Raw genomic sequence first — 21,289 nt, 5'->3', positions numbered from 1 at the left:
GTGTACATTTTTTTCATCGCGACCAGACCAATGGCGGAATTGGTGGCGACACATCCGCAACACTTCCCGCCCATTCGACCGAAAAGACATAGCTTTCCGGCTTGGCAACTTTTTCTAGCCTTGACGGCCCCTGTCGTGCGCGACAAGCTCTGAAAACGATTTTCAGAATATCAGAATTGCTTCATAGACCACATCACCCCGGCCGCCGCTGCCGTGGTTGATCGTGCGATGCGATACCTGTTGGGGACCAATGCGCATGACCAATCAACGGCTCATCATGCTGATCTTCTTCCTTCAGCCGATCGCCTTCGGCGCTTGGCTGCCGCGCATCCCCGATGTGCAGCAGAAGCTCGGCCTTGGACCGGCCGAACTGGCGATCGCGCTTCTCGGCATGCCCGTCGGCATTTTGCTGACGCTGCCTTTCGCCGGACGTTTCGTCGCCTGGATCGGCGGCCGCGCCACGATCCTCTATGGCTTCGTCGTTTTCCTGGCGCTGGTCTGGCTGCCGACATGGGCCTCGAGCATCGAAGTGCTCTTCGTCGCTCTTGCCATCGTCGGTGTGGCGCTGGCAACCCTCGAGCTCGGCCTCAACGTCGAGGCAGATGCGATCGAGAAGCACTCCGGACAGTTGATCATGAGCACCTGTCACGGCTTCTGGAGTCTCGGCATCATGACCGGCAGCCTGATCGGCGTCGGCTTCGCCGCGCTCCACGTCGCGCCGGAATGGGCAGTGCCGCTGGCGGCCGCGGTCATGCTGCCGATCAGCGTCTTTTTCGCCAGAAAGCTGCCGCTCCTCCAAACCGGCGAGGCCGCGGCTGCAGAGGCGGCGCCGTCCAGGGGGCGGCTACCGAGCTTTGCGCTTCTCGGCGTCTGCTTCTTCGTCTTCGGCATCACCATGACCGAGGGCGCTGTGGCAGACTGGTCGGCCGTTTTCCTGCGCGATGTCTTCGGGCTCTTCAGCGCCAGCGCCGGCTTCGGCTATTCGATCTTCGCCTTCATGGTGGCAGCCGGCCGTTTTGCCGGTGACCGGCTGAAGGCGAGTTACGGTCCGGTGGCGGTTGCGCGCGCCTGTGGCATCGCCAGCATTGCCGGGTTGTTTCTGGTCGTTGCAAGCCCCGCCGCCTGGGCAGCGCTGTTCGGCTTTGCCGCCATGGGCTTCGGGGTCTCCGTCGGCTTCCCGCTCGCCGTCACGGCGGCCGCCGACCAGAAGGACCGACCGGCCGCAGCCAGCGTCGCCATCCTGTCCTTCATCGCTCTGCTCGGCTTCCTGCTCGGACCACCACTTATCGGCCTGATCGCCGAGCACAGCGACATGCGCTTCGGTCTCGGCGTGCTCGTACCCTTCCTCGCCGTCAGCCTGCTTTTGACCGGCCGTTTGAAGCCGGCCGCTCGCGTGAGCGCGCAGGACGCCCAGCAAGCCGTGGGCCGCGCGTAACAGCCAAGGCAATCCCTCAAGGCGCGGGCTTCTGCCGTCGGTTCGCACCTTGATCGACTTTCTCGCCCGGGAATGCGCTGCCGATCGCCTGACGGTCGACGAGAGTCTGGCATAACCGACGAACACCACCCATATGAGCGTCTCGAAGGCACCTCTTCACTTTCGATCCGCCGACCCATGCGCAGGGCGCATAGTAGCCATTCCTTGCATCCCGCGCCGCTATTCACGATCTTAATGATGAAGCCGCGTTCGACGCCGGCTCCCTTCAGCACTCCATCCCAGTCGTAGACTTTTCCCCCGGCCCCCGGCCGGCGCGGCCAATTCCGGCTTGAACAATAGGGAAGGTAATCATGCAGACTTCTGCCAAGACGCTTGACGCCAAGACACTGGACAAGATGACGCTCCACGAGCGCTCGGACATGATGGCGCTCGTCGCAGACGCACTCGAAGCAACGGCCGAGAAGGCCTACGAGATCGGCGATGACCGGTTTGCAGAGAATTCGATCAGCCTCGCCAACATCATCATCAGCTGTGCTGACGACCTGGTCGTTGGCGATCTGCCGGCGGCCGAACTTCTGTTGCAGCAAGGTATCGCGTTGATCAGCCTGTTTCAGGGCGAGCCCCGAGAGTTCACCTTGCACTAAAGCTCACGACCACGGCCGGCGACCAGCCGGCCGTTGCCACTTTGCACCGGTCGATGATGACTATCCTCGACCGGCCGCGGCGGCTGCTCAGCGGGCCATTAGGCGTCTCACGCGCCTTCGAGCGCGAGGTCGACCGCAGCCAGCGCATGAATTTCAGTCGTATCGAACACCGGAACCGGGCTGTCGGCCTGCGAAATCAACAGCATGATCTCGGTGCAGCCCATGATGATCGCCTCGGCCCCCGCATCGACCAGGCGCGCGATGACGGCGCGATAGGCGTCGCGCGAGCTGTCCTTGACGATGCCGGCGACGAGTTCTCGATAGATGATCTCGTGCACCTTGGCGCGGTCGTCCGCCTCCGGCACCAGAACATCGAGACCGAAGGTGTCCTTCAGCCTGCCCTTGTAGAAATCCTGCTCCATCGTGAAGGCGGTTCCAAGCAGACCGACCTTGCTCAGGCCCGCGGCCTTGATCTTCTGCGCCGTCGGGTCAGCGATATGGAGCAGCGGAATGGAAACGGCCGCCGAAACGTCGGCTGCCATCTTGTGCATCGTGTTGGTGCAGATCATCAGGAAATCGGCGCCGCCAGCTTCCAGGCGCCGCGCCGCCGCAATCATCTCCTCCGTCAGCGCCGGCCAGTCGCCATGATGCTGAAGCCGTTCGATTTCGCCGAAATCCATCGACCACATCAGCGATTTTGCCGAATGCACGCCACCCAGGCGGCCGCGAACCGTCTCGTTGATGATGCGGTAGTACTCGGCCGAGCTCTCCCAGCTCATGCCGCCAATCAGGCCGATGACCTTCACTTTGCGCGCTCCATTTTCGAACCGGACTCTGAGCTAACAAATCGCGAGCCATCGCGATAGCTCCAGCGACCGGCGCAGAACGCAATTGCGGGGCTCAACGCCGGTCTCCGCCGAGCGCCTTTCCCGCCCCCATCAACGGACTTTTCCGCAAAGCTGCGTGACGTGACGACGACGATCGGTTGACATTTCCGGTTTCGTGGACTTTTATATTCCAAAATAAAGAACGACATAGCATAACTATGGAATATGAGGAGGAACAAATATGAAATCGACCAAACTTGCATTGCTTATCGGAACCGCGCTCGTGGCATCGGCAACCCTTGCCTTTGCACAGGAAAAGGGCGGCGTCATCAACGTCGCGACGGTCGGGGAGCCCCCGACGCTCGACCCGATGGCATCGACCGCCGACCTCGTCGGCATCATCTCGCAGCACATCTTCGAGACGCTCTACACCTTCGACAAGGACTGGAAGCCAACGCCGTTGCTTGCTGCCAGCCTGCCCGAGATCAGCGCCGACGGCAAAACCTACACGATCAAGCTGCGCGCGAACGTCAAGTTCCATGATGGCAGCGATCTCGACAGCAAGGACGTCGTCGCCTCGCTCGAGCGCTGGACGAAGGTCGCCTCGCGCGGCAAGCAGACGGCAACCACGATTGCCGGCATCGAGGCGGTCGACCCGCTGACGGTCAAGATCTCGCTCAACACCCCTTACGCACCGCTCGTCTCGCTGCTCGCCTTCAACAACTCCGCGGCGATCGTGCTTCCCTCGGAAAAGCAGGCCGAGCCGATGACCGATTTCGTCGGCACCGGCCCCTACCAGTTGAAGGAGCGCAAGGCGGACCAGTATATCCAGCTGACCCGCTACGATGCCTACACGTCGCCGGAAGGCGAGGCCAATGGCTATGGCGGCGCCCGCCACCAGTATGCCGACGAAATCCGTTTCGTGCCGGTTCCGGACCCGAACACCCGCGTCGAGGCGGCCGTCTCCGGCCAGTATGATTATGTCGACTCCCTGCCGGTCGAATCCTTCGATCGCGTGAAGGGTTCGAGCGCCTCCGATCCCGTCATGCTCCAGCCGTTCGGCTGGCCGGTCTTCGTCTTGAACTCCGGCAACGGCATGACCAAGAACCTCGATCTGCGCAAGGCGATCCGCGCCTCGCTCAGCATGGAAGACATGATGGCCGCCGCCTTCGGCAGCACCGACTTCTATGCGCTCCATGCAGCACTTTATCCGTCGCAATTCACCTGGCGGACGGATGCCGGCACCGAAGGCGCCTACAACATCGCCGACCCGGAAAAGGCTGGCGAACTCTTGAAGGCCGCCGGCTACAAGGGTGAACCGCTGCGCATCCTGACGAGCCGCCAGTACGAGTTCCACTACAAGATGGCGCAGGTCGCCGCCGAGTATCTGAAGCTCGCCGGCTTCACGGTCGATCTGCAGGTGGTCGACTGGGCGACGCTGACGCAGCGCCGCGCCGACCCGACGCTCTGGGACATCTACATCACCCACAGCCCCTTCCTGCCGGAGCCGGCGCTGATCGGCATGATGTCAACCAAGGCCCCCGGCAACTGGGACACACCCGCCCGCGCCAAGGCCGTCGATGCCTTCAACGCCGAATCCGATCCGGCCAAGCGCGTAGCACTCTGGGCCGATGTGCAGAAGGTGATCTTCGAAGAAGTGCCTTTCATCAAGATCGGCGACTTCAACGCGCTCTCGGCAAAGTCGAAGACGCTTGAAGGCGTGTCCCCGGCGCCATGGCCGTATTTCTGGAACGCTTCGATCAAGAAGTAAGCTCCCACCCTCCCAGGGACTTCGGCGGGCGCCCGGCTACAAGCCTGGCGCCCGCCGGAAGGGCGCGCCGTTGCCCGCTCCGGCGGTTGCGGCGCACAGGAAAGGTTCGAGGCCACCATGTTACGCTACATCTTCCAGCGGCTGATGGGCATGATCGTCGTCATGGCGATCGTCGTCACAATCGTTTTCGTCATCGTCCGCGTGACACCGGGCGATCCGGCCGCCGTGATGCTCGGTCCGGAAGCGACCCAGGAGGACATTGCGGCGCTGCGCACCCGGCTCGGCCTCGACCAGTCGCTCGGCCTGCAATATGTCTATTATATCGGCCAGTTGCTGCGGGGCGACCTCGGGCAGTCGATCTTCCTCAATCAGCCGGTGACCTCAGCGCTGGCCGAACGCGCCGAGCCGACCTTCTTCCTGACGCTGTTCTCGATCGTGATCGCCTGCGCCATCGCGCTGCCGATCGGCATCTACGCCGCCTATAAGCGCGGCTCCTTCGTCGACCAGGCGGCAACCACGCTTGCGATGCTCGCCGCCAGCATACCGAGCTTCTGGCTCGGCCTGATTCTCATCCAGGTGTTTGCGGTGCGCTTTGGCTGGTTCCCGGTTTCCGGCTATGGCGGGCCTGGCTCCTCCTTTACCGAGCGCATGTATCACCTGACCTTGCCGGCGATCGCGCTCGGCGTCGTTTCCTCCGCGCTGATCCTGCGCTTCACCCGCGCTTCGATGCTCGATGTGCTCGGCGACGATTTCATCCGCACCGCCCGAGCCAAAGGGCTTGGCGAGCGCAAGGTGGTGATGAAACATGCTCTCAAGAACGCGTTGATCCCGATCCTCACCATTATCGGCCTGACCGCCGCCGTGCTGATTTCCGGCGCCGTCGTCACCGAGACGGTCTTCGGCCTGCCGGGTGTCGGCAACCTCGTCGTCTCCGCCGTGCTTCGCCGCGACTATCCGGTGATCCAGGGGGCCTTGCTGGTGATCGCCGCCCTCTACGTGCTGATCAATTTCGCGATCGACATGCTCTATCTCCTCGTTGATCCAAGGGTACGCTACTGATGACCGTCACCGTATCAGTCCCCGCCGAGAGCGAGGGCCGCAAGTTCGTCCGCCGCCTGCTGAAGCGCAAGACGGTGGCCTTCGGCCTGATCGTGCTGACCGTCTTCGTGCTGCTCGCCGTCTTCGCGCCGCTCATCGCGCCCTATGCGCCCGGCAAGCTGTCGATCGTCAACCGGCTGCAGCCGCCGAGCCTGCAATGGTTCTTCGGCACCGACGAATTCGGCCGCGACGTCTTCTCCCGCACTATCTATGCCGGCCGGCTGTCGCTCCTCGTCGGTGCTGCCGTCGTCACGCTCGCGACCGTGATCGGCGTCGTGCTCGGGTTGCTCGCCGGTTTCTTCCCGAAGCTCGACACGCCGATCGCCCGCGTCATCGACGCGATGATGGCCTTCCCGGACATCCTCCTTGCGATTGCGCTTGTCGCCGCGCTTGGGCCATCGCTGACCACCGTCATCATTGCGCTCAGCATCGTCTATGCACCGAGGCTCGCCCGCGTGGTGCGCGCCTCGACGCTGGTGATCCGCGAGCTTCCTTACGTCGAGGCGGCGCGCGCGCTCGGCATCTCGACGCCGCACATCATGACGCGGCATGTGCTGCGCAATCTTCTGTCTCCGGTGCTGGTGCAGGGCACCTTCCTCTTTGCCCATGCCATGCTGGCCGAGGCCGGCCTCTCCTTCCTCGGCGTCGGCGTCAGCCCGGAAATTCCCACCTGGGGCACGATGATCGCCTCGGGTCGCCAATATATCGGTCAGGCCGACTGGGTGACGCTCTTCCCCGGCATCGCCATCGTGCTTTCGGTGCTGTCGCTGCAGATGGTCGGAGACGGCCTGCGCGACATGCTTGACCCCCGCCTCAGAAAGGATCTGTAAGTCATGACGAACGCAACCAAGGACGCCGGTCCGGTCCTGATCCGGCAGGTGAAACCCGTCGCCTTCGGCGTGGACGCGCCGGCCGAAACGATCGATATACTCGTCGATGGCAGAGGCCGCATCTCGGCCCTCGGCCCGAACCTGGACGCATCCGGCAGCGTGCGTCGCGTCGAGGGTCACGGCGCCTGGATCTCGCCCGGCTGGATCGACCTGCACGCCCATGTCTGGCATGGCGGCACCGACATCTCCGTGCGCCCGCAGCTTTGCGGCATGGAGCGCGGCGTCACCACCATCGTCGATGCGGGTTCCGCCGGCGAAGCCAATTTCCACGGCTTTCGCGAATACATCATCGAGCCGTCGCGCGAGCGCATCAAGGCGTTTCTCAATCTCGGCTCGATCGGCCTTGTCGCCTGCAACCGCGTCAGTGAACTCTCCGACATCCGCTCGATCGACATCGACCGCATCATCGCCTGCTACCAGGAAAACCGCGAGCACATCGTCGGGCTGAAGGTTCGTGCCAGCCATATGATCACCGGGTCCTGGGGCGTGACGCCGGTCAAGCTCGGTAAGAAGATCGCCAAGATCCTGAAGGTCCCCATGATGGTGCATGTCGGCGAACCCCCGGCGCTCTATGACGAGGTGCTGGAGATCCTCGGCCCCGGCGACATCGTCACCCACTGCTTCAACGGCAAGGCCGGCTCCAGCATCATCGAGGACGAGGACCTGTTCGAGCTTGCAGAACGTTGCGCCGGCGAAGGCATCCGCCTCGACATCGGCCATGGCGGCGCCTCCTTCTCCTTCCGCGTCGCGGAAGTCGCGATCGCCCGCGGACTGCTGCCCTTCTCAATCTCCACCGACGTACATCTGCGCAGCATGAACCAGTCCGTCTGGGATCTCGGCACCACCATGTCGAAGCTGCTCAGCGTCGGCATGCCCTTTGAAAAGGTGGTCGAGGCCGTGACCCAGGCGCCGGCCTCGGTGATCCGCCTGCCGATGGACAATCTCCTGAGCGTCGGCGCCCGCGCCGAGTTCACCCTCTTCGACCTCGTCGACTCGGAACTGCGGGTCTTCGATTCCCTTGGGGCGGAGGCGCACCTCAACCGCCTCTTCGAGCCACGCTACGCGGTCATGGGCGCTGAGGTGGTCGCGGCCAACCGCTACCAGCCGCCGCATATCGAGTGCCCCGATCACAGCCATGGCTTCGGCTACCGCTGACTCGAGACGACAGAATACAGAAATGACAGGACATCGCGTGAACAGTCTGGATCAGAAAAAAGACAGCCCTGCCGCCGTCTCGCCCTATCAACGGCTTCAGGCCCTCGGCATCAACCTGCCGCCGGCGCCGCCGCCGATCGCCAATTTCGTGACGCATGTGCGCGAAGGCAATATCCTCTACCTCTCAGGCCAGGGCCCGCGTGAAGTCGATGGCCATCTGCACGCCGGCAAGGTGGGCGCCGATGTCGATATCGACAGCGCCTATGATCACGCCCGGCTGACCGGCATCAACCTGCTTGCCGTCATGCACGATGCACTGGGCGACCTCGGGCGGGTCAAGCGCATCGTCAAGATCCTCGGCATGGTCAATGCCGTTCCGGATTTCGCCGAGCACCCGCGCGTCATCAACGGCTGCTCGGACCTGATGATGGATGTCTTCGGCGAGGCCGGCAGCCATGCGCGCTCGGCGGTGGGTTTCGGGTCGCTACCCGGCAACATCACCGTCGAGATCGAAGCGATCGTCGCTCTGCACGATTAACGACGGGAGGTTGGATCAATGGCTGCGCCAGCCCATCATCTTCTCGATCCGCTCGGCGGATACCCTGACGTGATCGGCGTAGAACGCCCGGTCGTCGACGATCTTCTGCTCGGGCAGAACGATGGAGATCGTCGCGGCGCAATTGCCCTTGTCGTCGAGAATGGGAGCGGCGACGCAGGCGACCGCGTAATCGGATTCGCCGGCCTGGATAGACAGCCTTGCTGCAAGCGCGCTGCCGGCCTGATCGGAAAGTGCCGCCGGATCGATGTCGGCGCGGCCGGTCGGCGAGGTGCGGGCGCAGCGGCGGAAGAGCTCGAGCCTTTCGTCGGCCGGCAGATGGCCGACGAGCAGGCGACCGGATGCCGTCCAGTTGAGCGGCACACGGGTACCGACGCGCGAGGTCACCTGGAAATGGCCGGGACCGTCGGCCATGGCGAGCACCTGCATGTAGTCGCCGTCGCGACCGCAAAGCTGGATCGTTTCGGACACTTCCCGACCAAGGTCATGCATCTCGCGGGTGGCAACGCCGAGGAAATCGAGCGAACGGGCATAGGCGAGGCCATAATGATAGAGCCGGTCGCCAAGCCAGACGAGCCCATCGGCATCGCGGCTGAGCAGGTTCTTCTCGACCATGTCGTCGACAATCACATAGGCCGTCGACAGCGGCGCGCCGACTGCCTTGGCAATCGCGTAGACGCCGCTCGGGGAACCCGTCTCGTAAAGGAAATCGAGCACCTGCAAGGCGCGGTCCATACCGCTCACGCGCGAACGGCGCGGCTTGCCGGTCGTTTCTATGTCCTCGTTCGGCTCGACGCCGGTCATCGTCTTGTCCACTGCTCAACTCCTGCGCGGCTCGAATTGCGCCTGCCGGGAAAGTGTCGGGTCCCGCTGCTGCCGCGCCCTCGATGGCGGCCGCGACAGATGGCGGAAGGCCTCACCCATACTTCATTACTATGGTAGATATTCCGCGAAAACGGAATAGTCTATCCGTTTCGCCTGCCAGAAAATCGCCTGCCAAAAAATCACATGGAGACCACTATGCCTGACCGTGACATTCGCGAAGCTCTCGGACTTCGTCCCGTTATCAACGTCTCCGGCACGATGACCGGGCTCGGCGCATCGATCGTGGTCCCGGAAGCGATCGCCGCGATGACAGGCATACTGCCGCAATTCGTCGAGATCAACGACCTGCAGCGCAAGGTGAGCCCCGTGATCGCGCGGCTGACGGGTGCCGAAGCCGGCTTCGTCACGGCGTCCTGCTCCGCCGGCATCAGCCTTGCCGTCTCGGGAACCATGACCGGCAGCGACCTTGCCGCGATCGAGCGCCTGCCCGACACCAGCGGCCTCAAGAACGAGGTCGTCATCCAAATGGGCCATGTGGTGAGCTACGGCGCGCCCGTCGACCAGGCAATCCGCATCGCCGGCGCCAAGCCGGTGCTGGTCGGCCAGGCGACATCGGCCTATCGCTACCATCTGGAGGGCGCGATCAACGAGCGTACGGCCTGCGCCGTCTACGTCGTCTCGCACCATGTGGTGCAATACGGCCTCCTGGGGCTCAAGGAATTTGCCGAGGTCTGCCATTCGAAGGGGGTGCCGGTCATCGTCGACGCGGCCTCGGAATATGATCTGCGCATCTTCCTCGATGAGGGCGCCGACATCGTGCTCTATTCCGGCCACAAGTTCCTGGGTGGCCCGACTTCGGGCATCGTCGCCGGAAAAAAGGACCTGGTGCGCAACACCTTCCTGCAGAACCTCGGCATCGGCCGCGGCATGAAGGTCGGCAAGGAAAGCATGCTGGGCGTGATGGCGGCACTCGAAGCCTGGGAAAAGCGCGACCACGCCGGCATCCGTGAGCGTGAAACCGGTTACCTGAACCTCTGGCACGAGACGCTGAGCGGCCGCCCCGGCATCAAGCCGGTGGTCGAGGCCGATCCGACCAACAACCCGCTCGACCGCCTGCGCGTCAACATCGACCCGCAGGAAGCCCACATCACCGCCTGGGATCTCGCCGACGCGCTCGCCCGCGGCACACCGCCGATCATCGTGCGGGACCACGAGGCCGAGCACAATTACTTCTATCTCGACCCGTGCAACCTGCACCCCGGCCAGGAGAAGGTGGTCGCAAGCCGCCTTGCCGAGGAACTCGACAAGGCGCGCGCCTCGAACGAGATCATCGCCACCTCGCTCAGCGAGCGCAACGCCCGGCGCTTCGCCGGCCTGCTGCGCTGGCCCGACTGACCGGACACCGAAAACGACAAGACGCATAGCAACAGGCGGAGGAGCCGACATGACCGACACCGCAATCGCAGAGGCCCGCTCGACGACGCCTGTTCTTTCCGTCGAGAACCTGACGACTTCGTTCCTGGTCGATGGCGCATGGAAGCCCGTCGTGCGCGACATCTCCTTCCAGGTGGCGCCGGGAGAGACCGTCGCGATTGTCGGCGAATCCGGTTCGGGCAAGAGCGTCACCTCGCTCTCGATCATGCGGCTCTTGCAGAAGGAAACGAGCCGCGTCGAGGGCCGGGTGATGATGGGCGGCCGCAACATCCTCGACCTGCCCGAATCCGAGATGCGTCATGTGCGCGGGAACGACGTCGCGATGATCTTCCAAGAGCCGATGACCAGCCTCAATCCGCTGTTCACCATCGGCGACCAGATCTCCGAAGCCCTGCTTTGCCACAGCCCGATGTCGAAGGCGGAGGCGAGAGCAGAAACCATTCGCCTTCTGGAAAAGGTCCGTATCCCTTCGGCCGCCTCGCGCTTCGACGAGTATCCGCATCGCTTCTCCGGCGGCATGCGCCAGCGCGTGATGATCGCCATGGCGCTTGCAAGCCGTCCGAAGCTCCTGATCGCCGACGAGCCGACGACGGCGCTCGACGTCACCATCCAGGGCCAGATCCTCGACCTGATCAAAGTGCTGCAGGAGGAGGAAGGCACCTCGGTGCTGTTCATCACCCACGACATGGGCGTCGTCGCCGAGATCGCCGATCGCACCGTGGTGATGTTCCGCGGTGACGCGGTCGAGACCGGCAAGACGGAAGACATCTTCCTCAGGGCGAAACATCCCTATACCCGCGCGCTTCTTTCGGCAGTGCCGATGCTCGGGGCGATGAAGGGCGAGCCCCAGCCTATGCGCTTTCCGGTCATCGATGCGGCAACCGGTCTTCCGGGTACCGTGGCTGAAGCGACCGACACGGTTCAATCCGACCGCAAGCCGATCCTTGAGGTGAAGAACCTCGTCAAGCGCTTCGACATCCATGCGGGCCTGCTCGGCAAGCTCAAGGGCCGCGTGCACGCGATCGAAGACGTCTCGTTCAGCCTGCAGCCGGGCGAGACGCTGTCGCTCGTCGGCGAATCCGGCTGCGGCAAATCGACGACCGGCCGCGCGATCATGCGGCTGATCGAACCGGAAAGCGGCTCGGTGATGCTTGACGGAAAGGACGTGCTGGCGATGGACCGCAAGAGCTTGCGCGAAATGCGCCGCACCATGCAGATGATCTTCCAGGATCCCTTCGCGAGCCTCAATCCGCGCATGACGGTGGGGGCGGCCATTGCCGAGCCCTATCTCGAACACAAGCTCGGCACGCCACGCCAGGCCCGCGAGAGGATTGCCGACCTGCTCGAACGCGTCGGCCTGCAACCCGACATGGCGGCGCGCTACCCGCATGAATTCTCCGGCGGCCAGCGCCAGCGCGTCTGCATCGCGCGCGCCTTGGCGCTCGACCCGAAGGTGATCGTCGCCGACGAATCCGTTTCCGCACTCGACGTCTCGATCAAGGCGCAGGTCATCAACCTGCTGCTCGACCTGCAGGCGAGCCTCGGCCTCGCCTACCTGTTCATCTCGCACGACATGGCGGTCGTCGAGCGCGTCAGCCACCGTGTGGCGGTCATGCATCTCGGCGAAATCGTCGAGATCGGTTCACGCGCACAGGTGTTCGAAAACCCGCAGCACCCCTATACCGGGAAGCTGATCGCCGCCGTCCCGATCGCCGACCCGACCCGCCGCCACACGCGCCGTGGCGTTGCGAGCGACGAGCTCAAAAGCCCCTTGCGCGCGCCCGACTACGTTCCGGTCGAGCGGCGCTATCAACAGGTCGCCGAGGACCATTTCGTCCAGGTCTAGGCGGACTGCGTCAAGCCGGCCGCATCCTTCTCGATCGAGACAGGTGAGCCGCGCGCACCTTCCTGCGCGGGCGGCCAACCGTATGACGGCCGTCAGAACGGCAGCCGCGCGTTCTCCTTGACTTCCTTCATCACGAAGAACGTCCGGGTCTGGCGCACTCCGGGCAAGGCGATCAGCTTCAGGCCGTGCAGTTTGTTGAAATCGGCCATGTCGCGGACGCGGATCTTCAGGAGATAGTCGAAATCGCCGGCGACCAGGTTGCAGTCGAGCACTTCCTTCATCTCCATCACCGCGCCTTCGAAGGCCGCAAAACTTTCGGGCGTCGAACGGTCGAGCACCACGCCGACCATCACCAAAGCGCCGAGACCGACGGCAGCGGGTGCGATTTCCGCCCGAACGCCGGTAATGTAACCCTCGTCGAACAGCCTTTGCGTCCGCCGGTGGCAGGTGGCCGGACTGACATTCACCCGCTCGGCCAGGTCAGCATTTGTCAGCCGGCCCTCTGATTGCAGGGCGCGCAGGATCTTGATGTCGATCCTGTCGAAATCTTCGTTGGAAGAATCTTTCATTTCTGAGCCACAATCTTGAAGAACAACGAAATCGTTTGAGAACTCTATCTCATCTGCAAAAAACCAGAACAGGAAATTAGAGAGCACCTTTCACGCATCTTCCCCTATCCTTTGCCTACAATTTCCACACGGAGGCCTGGATCAATGTCACTGCTCGAAAAGTTCGAACGCTACCCGCTCACCTTCGGCCCGACGCCGATCGAGCATCTGCCGCGGCTGACGGCAGCACTTGGCGGAAAAGTCGAGATCTATGCCAAGCGCGAAGACTGCAATTCCGGTCTTGCCATGGGCGGCAACAAACTCCGGAAACTCGAATACATCGTTCCGGATGCGATCGCCTCCGGCGCTGACACCCTGGTCTCGATCGGCGGCGTGCAGTCGAACCACACCCGCATGGTCGCTGCGACCGCAGCGAAGATCGGCATGAAATGCGTGGTGATCCAGGAAAAATGGGTGCCGCACTATGATGCTGTTTATGATCGTGTCGGCAACATCCTGATGACGCGGCTGATGGGGGCGGACAGCCGGCTGGTCGATGACGGCTTCGACATCGGCATCCGCAAGAGCTGGGAGGACGCGATCCAGTCGGTGAAGGATGCGGGCGGCAAACCCTATCCGATTCCGGCCGGCGCCTCGGTGCACAAATATGGCGCGCTCGGCTATGTCGGTTTTGCCGAAGAGGTCGCGGAACAGGAGAAGGAACTCGGCTTCACCTTCGATTACATCGTCGTCTGCGTGGTCACCGGTTCGACCCAGGGCGGCATGATCGTCGGTTTTGCGGCGCAGGACCGGGCCGAGCGGGTGATCGGCATCGACGCATCGGGCACGCTCGAGCAAACCCGCGCCCAGGTCCGCAACATCGTCGATTCCACAGCCGAATTGGTCGGGCTCAACCGGGCGATCCGCGAAAACGAGATCGTCATCAATCCCGATTACGCCTACCCCGCCTATGGCGTACCATCCGAGGAAACGAACGCGGCGATCCGGCTTGCGGCCCGCACCGAAGCGATGATCACCGATCCGGTCTATGAGGGTAAATCCATGCAGGGGATGATCGATCTCACCCGCAAGGGCTTCTTCCCCGAAGGATCCCGCGTCCTCTACGCTCATCTTGGCGGCGCGCCGGCGCTCAACGGCTACAGCTACTACTACAAGGACGGCTGACACAGCCGACTTTCGCCCTTCTCCATCGAACACCGCGCTGTTCGATTAAAGCGCGGTGTTCTACTCACTTTCGTGCCGGACTGCCGAGTCCGCCGCGAAGGCTTTTCTGCACACGTTCCTAGACGTTTGCCGTCAGCAACGGGCGCTCGCCGCCTTCGATCGCCTGGCGCACCTGCCTGCGGTCGCGCCTTAGGGTGTCCAGGCAATCATTGCCGAACCACTCCAGCGACGCATCGGCCAGCGGATCGCCGGAAATCTCCCGGAGGAATCGATCGTAGTCGACGGTTCCCTCGAACAAGGGTGTCATGCCGCGCCTGTTGCCGGCGGCGGCATAGACATTGGCCGGTTCGAAGACGGTGAGATCCGCCCGGCTAACGATGTTCTTCAGGTGGTAGTGGCGGATGTGCGGCTTCATGGCCCGATGGACCGCAACCGGATCGTCACCGCCCTCCCAGACATGCAGCGTGTCGAAATTAACTGCGAAATGGGAATGGTCGACCTCTTCGATCAGTTGCATGGTCGAGGCCGCCGTGTCGGCCAGTGTCTTCGGGTGCGTCTCGACAAGCAGCTGAATGCCGTAGCTGGCGGTGATCTCGCAGATCTCCTTCAGCCGAGCGACGATCCGTTGCCGCTCGTCCGCCCCGACGGCCAGACTGCCGCGGCTTCCGGCGAAGGTGCGGATCTTGCGGGTGCGCCAGCGGCGGGCAAGCCTGCAAAGCTCCACTGTCTTGTGCCGCAACGCTTCCGTATCGCCATCAAGCGGCAAGTAGTCGCTGATCATCGGCACGGACAGGCCGTAGCCGTCGAGCCATTCGGCGTTGCGATCCGAGCGCGGCGCCAGGTTGCGCGCATGCGCGCCCCAGAGCTCGATGCCCTGGAAATCGTTGGCCTCCGCCCAGGCGGCGATCTCATCGAGCGAGATGAGATGATGCCGGAAGGTGATGGTGCAGAGCGAAACTCTCATCGTGCAACTCTCTTCAATGGGGAACTTCTGCGGGAAGGACGAGGTCGCACCAGAGATCGAAGACCTCAGCGAGCCTGGCTTTAAGCTTTGTTTCCAGCCGGTCCGCTTCGTCGAGACGCTCAAGGACTGGTCCCGCCAGGGACCGATCGCCGGTCTGAGCGAGTTTCATCACGGCGTAGTGCAGGGTCTTCAGCGCCTGAACCAGCGCCTCGATTTCCGCGCACCACCCCTCGAATTCCGCCGCCGGTAGTTTCAGCGCCCGCCAGTAGAAGGCAAAGCCGTGTTCATAGGCGTATTTGCGGATGGTGATGACGGGCAATTCGCGCACCGCGGCGCCAAGATTCGAGAGCATAAGCCCGTCTCGTTCGTCGAGGTGCGCGGCGACGATTTCGCGGACGGCGTCGACAAGCGGATTACGGTCTCTGACGAAGCATGCCTCGAAATAGGCCTTCAGGTCTTCCGCGTGCGGCGCGCGCGCTTCGGCATTATCGAAGACGTAGCCGCCGCCGACCGTCGGCTGCAGGATCGCGTGAATGACCTTTTCCTTGGCGATCTCGCCTTCCCAGCGATAGTCCGGATCATGCACGAACCAGGTCTCGGGATCGGCGGTCTCCTGCAGCATGAGATAGTGCGGAAACGGGTTCTGATTAAACTTGTTCTCGCGCTCCGGCAGATGGAACATATCGAGCATGACCATGACCGAGCCGGTTTCGCTGCGCTGTTTGAGAAGACCGGTGAGCACTGCGAGGTTGTCGAGCTTGGTGCGCTCCGGATCGTACCATTCGACGAAGGAGACACCGTAGAGCCGCTCGAACCAGCCGCGGAAGAATTCCTGGGTAATGTCGGGTGCGTGATAGAGAAGCTCGAAGCGGTCGCTGACCGCGAACTTCGCATCCCAGACACCGAAATAGAACGGCCGCTGGTCCAGCCCGTTTCGCTTCAAGCCATCGGAGACGCAACTGACGAAGCAATGCACCTTGATGTCATAATAGGCTTCGCCATGGACACCCTCGTCGGTCGTCCCGCCTGTGAGCGGAAAGGCGGGAACGACGGTACCCGTTGTCCTCGGCAGATAGAGCGAGACGAGATCGCCGACCGTCACGATCTCCTGTTTTGCGATCGCCTCTTCCGGCACGGAAAGTCCGTATTCGAGCTCGAGATTGAGGAAGATCTCCAGGATCAGGACGGAATCGAGATAGAGGTCTTCGTTGAGGCGGGCATCCGGGCCGAACCCCTCCATGTGCCCATGTGCCATCTTTTCGATGAGAACGGTCTCGATCGCCGCCAGGATTTCGTTCTCGCTCATGATGCAGCTCCCGCCATCGGCCTGTTGAACTCCCCTGCCATATGGCGGGCCGCGACATCGCGACGGCTGATCTTGCCGTTCGCCTGACGCGGGACCGCGTCGACCTGCAGGATCTCCATCGGCAACTGGTGGCCCGCGAGATGGCGGCTGCACCATTCGCGTACCGCCTGCGGCGCCACCTGGACCTCGGCGCTGAAGAGCAGAGCGACGCGCTCCCCGGCAAAACGGTCGCTCTTGCGGAAGGCGACCGCATCGGTGATCGCGGGCATGGCCATGACGGCATCCTCCACGTCCTTCGGATAGACGTTGAGGCCGGAAACATTGATCATGTCGTCCAGACGCGAGACGAAGACCAGCATGCCGTCGGCGCGGCGATAGCCGAGATCACGCGTGTGGATCGGCGCGCCATCGCCATTCCTGACGACAATCTCTCCGGCGTCTTCGAAACTGCTGCCCGTTTCCGCGGAAAGATGCGGCAGCACGAAGCCCATGTCGCCAGCGGCGGCGACATCCGGATTGATGGCGATGCAGCCGGATTCGGAGCAGCCATATTGCTGGAACATGAACTGGCTCTTGGCGCGGATATCGGCAAACCATGGATCGGGGAGCAGGGTGCCGGACGTCATCGTCGCGTGGATCTGTTCGCCCTGGGGCAGAAGCCGCGCCAAGGTGTGCAGGATCGCCGGCGACGAATAGAGCAACGGCCGCTCCGTTTCGCGCAGCACCTTCAGCAGATATTTCGGGTTCCCGGTGTTGACGATCACGGGCGTCTGGCCGCGCCTCAACGCCACCAGAATGCCGCAGATCAGCCCGTAGGAATGGGTGGTCGGGCAGGCGATGACCGGCGTCATGTCCTCCGGCTCGCGGAACGTGCGAACATAGCTTTCGATTTCGGCGCCGATCTCCTGCCAGCTGCGCGCGATGCACTTCGGCGCGCCTGTCGTGCCGGAACTCATCTGCAGCAGCGTTCCCTGCGGCGAAGCGTCCTCGGCTTCCCCGAGAACTTCGGCCGTCAGGCTGTTATAGAACAGCCGATCGCAACCGGCGCCGATCGCGAGCTTGCGTGCGGCCGGATAGGGTGTTCCGGGGTGGATCGGCAGCACGCTCGCGCCCGCCTTGCGGATGGCGAAGAACAGCGACAGCCAGTCGACCGTCTCGGCAAAACAAACGGCATAGCGGCCGGTATCGCGTTCGCGAAGGCCGACTTCGGCGGCCAATCGTGCCGATGTTTCGCCGAAATAGGACTCGTCGTAGAGCCTGTCATCGATGCGTATCATGACTTTCTCCTTCGTTGAAGCGCTTTCGCGGCCAAGCTGTTCGGCACCGTGTGGTGGTATTCGGGCTTCGCCGCGAGGAGCTTCCTCGTCATCAGGGACTCGGTGAGAATGCGGGGTTGGCCACAGCCGAGCTGGCTCAGCCGCTCGGTCGCCCCATGCTCGCTCTCATAGGACGCGAGCACGTTTTGGACCCGCTGCCAGAACAGTGGCTCCGGCAGGTCGTAGCAGTGGTCGAGCAAATGGGAGATCTCGCTGAGATTGTAGACGAACAGCGTGTCCATCACCAATTCGCGCAGCGAATCCAGATTGTCCGTCCAATAGAACTGGTCCGGCTCAGCATCACGGTAGGCCGGGTTCAGTGCCAGGAAGTCCGGCGCCTTTTCCGGCTCGCGCAGAAAGCCCGGCGAGAACTCGATGCTCTCGTGGAAATCGCGCAGGATGAGCCTGACCGGCCAGCCGTCGCGATGAACGAGCAGCATATTCTGCCCGTGCGCCTCGACCGCCAGGCCATGATGGACGAGCAGATGCCAGACCGGAAGGACGGCGATCTCGATCAACCGGTTGATCCACGGCATGAGGCCGAAGCGGCGGATCCAGTCGTCGGCGAACGGGCGTCCGTCCGCCTCGACCATCATCAGGGCATTGAAGGGAACGACAGCCTCGCCCGTTGCAAGGGTGGCTTCAGCGCTCTCGCGCCAGATCGCCGCTACCTGGCCCGCCAAAGGTCCGTCGCGATCGGCGATAATCCCGGCATATTCCTGCAGGATCGTGAGCGGGTAGCGTTCGCCAAAGGCCGGATCGTTCCCGACGATCCCGGCAATCCAGCGCGAGATCACCGGCGCCGTGCAGACCGAATGCGGCTCGAGCGTCCGCCGCGACGAGGTGTTGACGATGTTGAGCGGCAGCTTGATGCCCGCGGCATGAGGCCGGTCCTGGTTCAGCAGCGAGCGCACCGACTGCGTCGCCGTGTAGCGGTCGCCGGCCGGCCCCAGATAATGGATGTCCCCCGATGCGATCCAACCGGCAAGCTCAGTTTCGCGCAGTTCGCGCCACTGCCAGGGGTGCAGCGGGACAAGCCCGAAATCTTCCGGCGAGACGCCGCGTTGCTGCTGCTTCGCGAGCAGCTCGGCCCACACCTCATGTCCGAGTTCCACGCGCCAGAAGGCATCCTCGCCGCCGGGCATTGCCTGGTGAAGATGTTTGCGTGCCACCAGCAGCCAGACGAGCTGGAATGCCCGGCCCGTTTCCGGTCCGTAGGCCGCATGGTCGGCGAAGGAAAAGCCGGTGCGCGCCTTGAAGCAGGGATGGTACGGATGCCCTTCATCAAGTGCGCCTTCGAGTTCGGCGAAGGACATCGTGCGCCGCGACCGCGCAGGGAGGTGACGTTCGTTCCACTGGCAGAAGGCGATCGTCTGCGTGAGCTCGTCGAGCAGCTTTCCGCGTGTCGGACCGCTGCCCGGCAAAGCGGCAACCAGTTGCGCCAGCGGCGGCGCGACCCAGCTGTCCGTGTCTTGGCGCATCTCTACAGAATCCGGCACCAGGCGAAGCCGTCCGAAGGGGCCAATCGCGCCGCGGCAACGGTAGTCCCGGCCGCCGAGCGACCAAGAAAAGTCGACCGCATCCCCGTGGACTCGCTCACTGGCATCGACGATGCCCTCGAACAGCAGCGCAACAACGAGCTGGCGAAGCACCCGCTCCTCCGGCCGTCCCTTGAGATCAAGAGGCAATGGCATGATCGGTCCTCGGCACTGTCAGGACGGCCGGCGCCCTGAGCGGGTTCGGCACGGGGCGGTACAGCGTCGGTGCGTGATTGGATTGCAGCTCGTCCACGTCATAGAGGCGGGTCGTCAGATTGGCCTTGGAGGCGATCGTCGGCAGGTCGAGGACATGACGCGCGAATTCGCGGCCGGCTCCGCTCATGCGGGCGGCATAACCTTCGAGATGCAGGCGCAGTTCGCGCAAGAGCAGGCTCTCGTCGCAGACGCCGTCATGGCCCATGCGACTGATGACCGAGAAGACCTGGTTGACGATCAGGTAGTAGGCGAAGCGGTCGCGGATTTCGCTGTCGGCAAAATAGAGTGAGGCGATCGTTTGCGTCTCGGGAACATGGCTGACGATCAGGCTGCGATAGCGTTCGGAGAGATAGAAGCCCTGGTTGTCGCGATAATAGCTGGCAGAGGGATAACCGTCGGCGATGTCCAGCAGGCTGTTCTGCTGATGCGCCTCGAGCGCGATGCCATAGTCGTCATAAAGGCGGATCAAAGGCTCGACCGCGCAATCGAGATAACGTCGGAACCACAGGAGGACCGCGCCCAGCAGGCTTTCACCCGTGCGCGCGGCGAGAGCTCGGACGAGGCGCTCCAGGCGGGAAATCTGTCCCGGAAGCGGATCGGCCGTCAGGGCGGCAACGGTCACAACGCCACGGCCCTTTACGCCCGAAAACGGGTTCTCCCGCAGGATGACTTCGAAGCCGCTTTCGCTCCGGCCGGGCAGGTCGAGCGTGATGTAGGCCGGGTCCTGGATGATCCGGAAGTTGCGGGACCGCGCGGCAAAGCCGATGCAATCGATGAACTTCGCCATGGCGACGCCCGCCTCGAGCTCCTGGCGCCGATTGAGACGCACCGAGTTGGTGATGCGGACAGGCAGGGAGAACTTGAGCATCCAATCCGCATCGGAGGCGTAGACCGTGCGCACCGATGAGGTCGCCGTGAAAACGGGGCCCGCTGGACCGAGGGGGCGCAGCTTCCCTTCGGCAAACATAGCCTGAATATCGGGATCGAGCAGCAGCGCTTCCGCCTGGAGCGGGTGCATCGGCAGCAGGTGCTCGTCGCTCCCGAGCGCGATGCTCTCTGCGTCCGGCCCCATCAGCGAACGGACGATCTCATGGGCCGCCGCCGAACGGGCGGACGCGTGTCGCACACACTCCGCCCTGGCGGCAAAATAGTGCAATCTGAACCCACCGCGCAGTTCCGGCGCATAGGATTCCTGCTGCCAGTAGGTCATGCCCTGCCGGCTCTTCGGCGTCGGATGCTGCCAGTGTCCAAAGACGAGCGACTGCTCCGCTTCGATGAAATGGCCGCCGCTCGCCGGCTCGGGCTCCGCCTTATCGATGTAGAGTGCAGTCTGCTGATAGCTTTCGAGCACCCGCATCAGCAGTTCGAGTTCAAAGCCGCGCAAGGTATCCGCCTGGTTTTCATCGCCCTGGCGGTAGCACTCGTGGATGAGGATATGCAGCGCCGAGATCAGTTCGATCTGGCGCCATGTCCCGTCGGAAACGCCCCTGCCCCAGACCCGGCCGAAGTGATGCGGGCCGCAAAGGGACGGCGACGTCACCTCGACGCGCACGATCATGTGCTGCCTCGGAAGGGACCATTCCACGCAGTCGAAAGCGCCGGCGGCGGTTCGGTGCATGACCCGGATACCCGGATTCACTTCGCGCAGGTAGCAGTTGGCGAAGCTTTGAAAGGTGGCGATTTCTGCGATTTGCCTAGACGATTGCATCCTGTCGATCCTCGGCACGCGACACGC

18 protein-coding genes are annotated in these 21,289 nt (G+C 63.2%); 10 read left to right on the top strand and 8 right to left on the bottom strand.

Going from position 1 to position 21,289, the window contains the following annotated elements; genetic code table 11:
* The first annotated feature begins 256 nt into the window (after positions 1-256).
* Together ASE60_RS30335 and ASE60_RS30330 are read left to right on the top strand one after the other, a co-directional pair.
* A complete protein-coding gene (locus ASE60_RS30335; RefSeq protein WP_057255308.1) occupies positions 257-1,435 on the top strand; it encodes an MFS transporter in 1,179 nt (392 codons plus the stop codon).
* A 350-nt stretch (positions 1,436-1,785) separates the two neighbouring features.
* A complete protein-coding gene (locus ASE60_RS30330) occupies positions 1,786-2,079 on the top strand; it encodes a hypothetical protein (RefSeq protein ID WP_057255307.1) in 294 nt (97 codons plus the stop codon).
* Positions 2,080-2,186: 107 nt separating this feature from the next.
* On the opposite strand, the gene ASE60_RS30325 is transcribed toward ASE60_RS30330, so the two are convergent.
* A complete protein-coding gene (locus ASE60_RS30325) occupies positions 2,187-2,885 on the bottom strand; it encodes an aspartate/glutamate racemase family protein (protein WP_057255306.1) in 699 nt (232 codons plus the stop codon).
* Between the two features lie 262 nt (positions 2,886-3,147).
* Between ASE60_RS30325 and ASE60_RS30320 the strand changes: the two genes are divergently transcribed.
* From ASE60_RS30320 to ASE60_RS30300, 5 genes are all read left to right on the top strand, one after another.
* Complete coding sequence (locus tag ASE60_RS30320; protein WP_057255305.1) at positions 3,148-4,677, top strand: ABC transporter substrate-binding protein; 1,530 nt, start codon at positions 3,148-3,150, stop codon at positions 4,675-4,677.
* Positions 4,678-4,794: 117 nt separating this feature from the next.
* Positions 4,795-5,736, top strand: a complete 942-nt coding sequence (locus tag ASE60_RS30315; protein WP_057255304.1) for an ABC transporter permease — start codon at positions 4,795-4,797, stop codon at positions 5,734-5,736.
* The gene (locus ASE60_RS30310; RefSeq protein ID WP_057255303.1) at positions 5,736-6,605 is read left to right on the top strand and encodes an ABC transporter permease; all 870 of its coding nucleotides are present in this window, start codon (positions 5,736-5,738) and stop codon (positions 6,603-6,605) included. Before ASE60_RS30315 ends, ASE60_RS30310 begins: the two co-directional genes overlap by 1 nt.
* 3 nt (positions 6,606-6,608) lie before the next feature.
* Positions 6,609-7,820 carry an amidohydrolase/deacetylase family metallohydrolase gene (locus tag ASE60_RS30305; RefSeq protein WP_057255302.1) on the top strand — a complete coding sequence of 404 codons (1,212 nt, stop codon included), beginning with the start codon at positions 6,609-6,611 and terminating at the stop codon, positions 7,818-7,820.
* Positions 7,821-7,866: 46 nt separating this feature from the next.
* Positions 7,867-8,358, top strand: a complete 492-nt coding sequence (locus ASE60_RS30300; protein ID WP_244495747.1) for a RidA family protein — start codon at positions 7,867-7,869, stop codon at positions 8,356-8,358.
* Positions 8,359-8,373: 15 nt separating this feature from the next.
* Here the strand turns inward: ASE60_RS30300 and ASE60_RS30295 are convergent, their stop codons facing one another.
* Positions 8,374-9,180: an IclR family transcriptional regulator gene (locus tag ASE60_RS30295; protein WP_057255544.1), complete on the bottom strand. Its 807-nt coding sequence runs from the start codon at positions 9,178-9,180 to the stop codon at positions 8,374-8,376.
* A gap of 216 nt (positions 9,181-9,396) precedes the next feature.
* Between ASE60_RS30295 and ASE60_RS30290 the strand changes: the two genes are divergently transcribed.
* Together ASE60_RS30290 and ASE60_RS30285 are read left to right on the top strand one after the other, a co-directional pair.
* Positions 9,397-10,596 (top strand): aminotransferase class V-fold PLP-dependent enzyme, encoded by a 1,200-nt coding sequence (locus ASE60_RS30290; protein ID WP_057255300.1) that lies wholly within the window; start codon positions 9,397-9,399, stop codon positions 10,594-10,596.
* Positions 10,597-10,645: 49 nt separating this feature from the next.
* Positions 10,646-12,481 carry an ABC transporter ATP-binding protein gene (locus tag ASE60_RS30285; protein ID WP_057255299.1) on the top strand — a complete coding sequence of 612 codons (1,836 nt, stop codon included), beginning with the start codon at positions 10,646-10,648 and terminating at the stop codon, positions 12,479-12,481.
* Positions 12,482-12,573: 92 nt separating this feature from the next.
* On the opposite strand, the gene ASE60_RS30280 is transcribed toward ASE60_RS30285, so the two are convergent.
* On the bottom strand, positions 12,574-13,050 hold the full coding sequence (locus ASE60_RS30280; RefSeq protein ID WP_057255298.1) for an Lrp/AsnC ligand binding domain-containing protein: 477 nt from the start codon (positions 13,048-13,050) through the stop codon (positions 12,574-12,576).
* Positions 13,051-13,194: 144 nt separating this feature from the next.
* Between ASE60_RS30280 and ASE60_RS30275 the strand changes: the two genes are divergently transcribed.
* The gene (locus tag ASE60_RS30275; RefSeq protein WP_057255297.1) at positions 13,195-14,214 is read left to right on the top strand and encodes a 1-aminocyclopropane-1-carboxylate deaminase; all 1,020 of its coding nucleotides are present in this window, start codon (positions 13,195-13,197) and stop codon (positions 14,212-14,214) included.
* A gap of 118 nt (positions 14,215-14,332) precedes the next feature.
* Here the strand turns inward: ASE60_RS30275 and ASE60_RS30270 are convergent, their stop codons facing one another.
* From ASE60_RS30270 to ASE60_RS30250, 5 genes are read right to left on the bottom strand one after another with little or no spacing between them, the layout of a single operon-like run.
* The gene (locus ASE60_RS30270) at positions 14,333-15,178 is read right to left on the bottom strand and encodes a sugar phosphate isomerase/epimerase family protein (protein ID WP_057255296.1); all 846 of its coding nucleotides are present in this window, start codon (positions 15,176-15,178) and stop codon (positions 14,333-14,335) included.
* 13 nt (positions 15,179-15,191) lie between these two features.
* The gene (locus ASE60_RS30265) at positions 15,192-16,484 is read right to left on the bottom strand and encodes a DUF6005 family protein (RefSeq protein ID WP_057255295.1); all 1,293 of its coding nucleotides are present in this window, start codon (positions 16,482-16,484) and stop codon (positions 15,192-15,194) included.
* A complete protein-coding gene (locus ASE60_RS30260) occupies positions 16,481-17,761 on the bottom strand; it encodes an AMP-binding protein (protein WP_057255294.1) in 1,281 nt (426 codons plus the stop codon). Before ASE60_RS30260 ends, ASE60_RS30265 begins: the two co-directional genes overlap by 4 nt.
* Positions 17,758-19,494 carry an IucA/IucC family protein gene (locus tag ASE60_RS30255; protein WP_057255293.1) on the bottom strand — a complete coding sequence of 579 codons (1,737 nt, stop codon included), beginning with the start codon at positions 19,492-19,494 and terminating at the stop codon, positions 17,758-17,760. The genes ASE60_RS30260 and ASE60_RS30255 overlap by 4 nt, the downstream gene beginning before the upstream one ends.
* Positions 19,478-21,262, bottom strand: a complete 1,785-nt coding sequence (locus ASE60_RS30250) for an IucA/IucC family protein (protein ID WP_057255292.1) — start codon at positions 21,260-21,262, stop codon at positions 19,478-19,480. Before ASE60_RS30250 ends, ASE60_RS30255 begins: the two co-directional genes overlap by 17 nt.
* Positions 21,263-21,289 lie beyond the last annotated feature (27 nt).

The sequence above is a fragment of the Ensifer sp. Root278 genome (assembly GCF_001429285.1).
In the GTDB taxonomy this organism is placed as follows: Bacteria; Pseudomonadota; Alphaproteobacteria; order Rhizobiales; family Rhizobiaceae; genus Ensifer.
The sequence above is the reverse complement of the archived record's forward strand: the minus strand, read 5'-3'. Positions and strand labels throughout refer to the sequence as shown.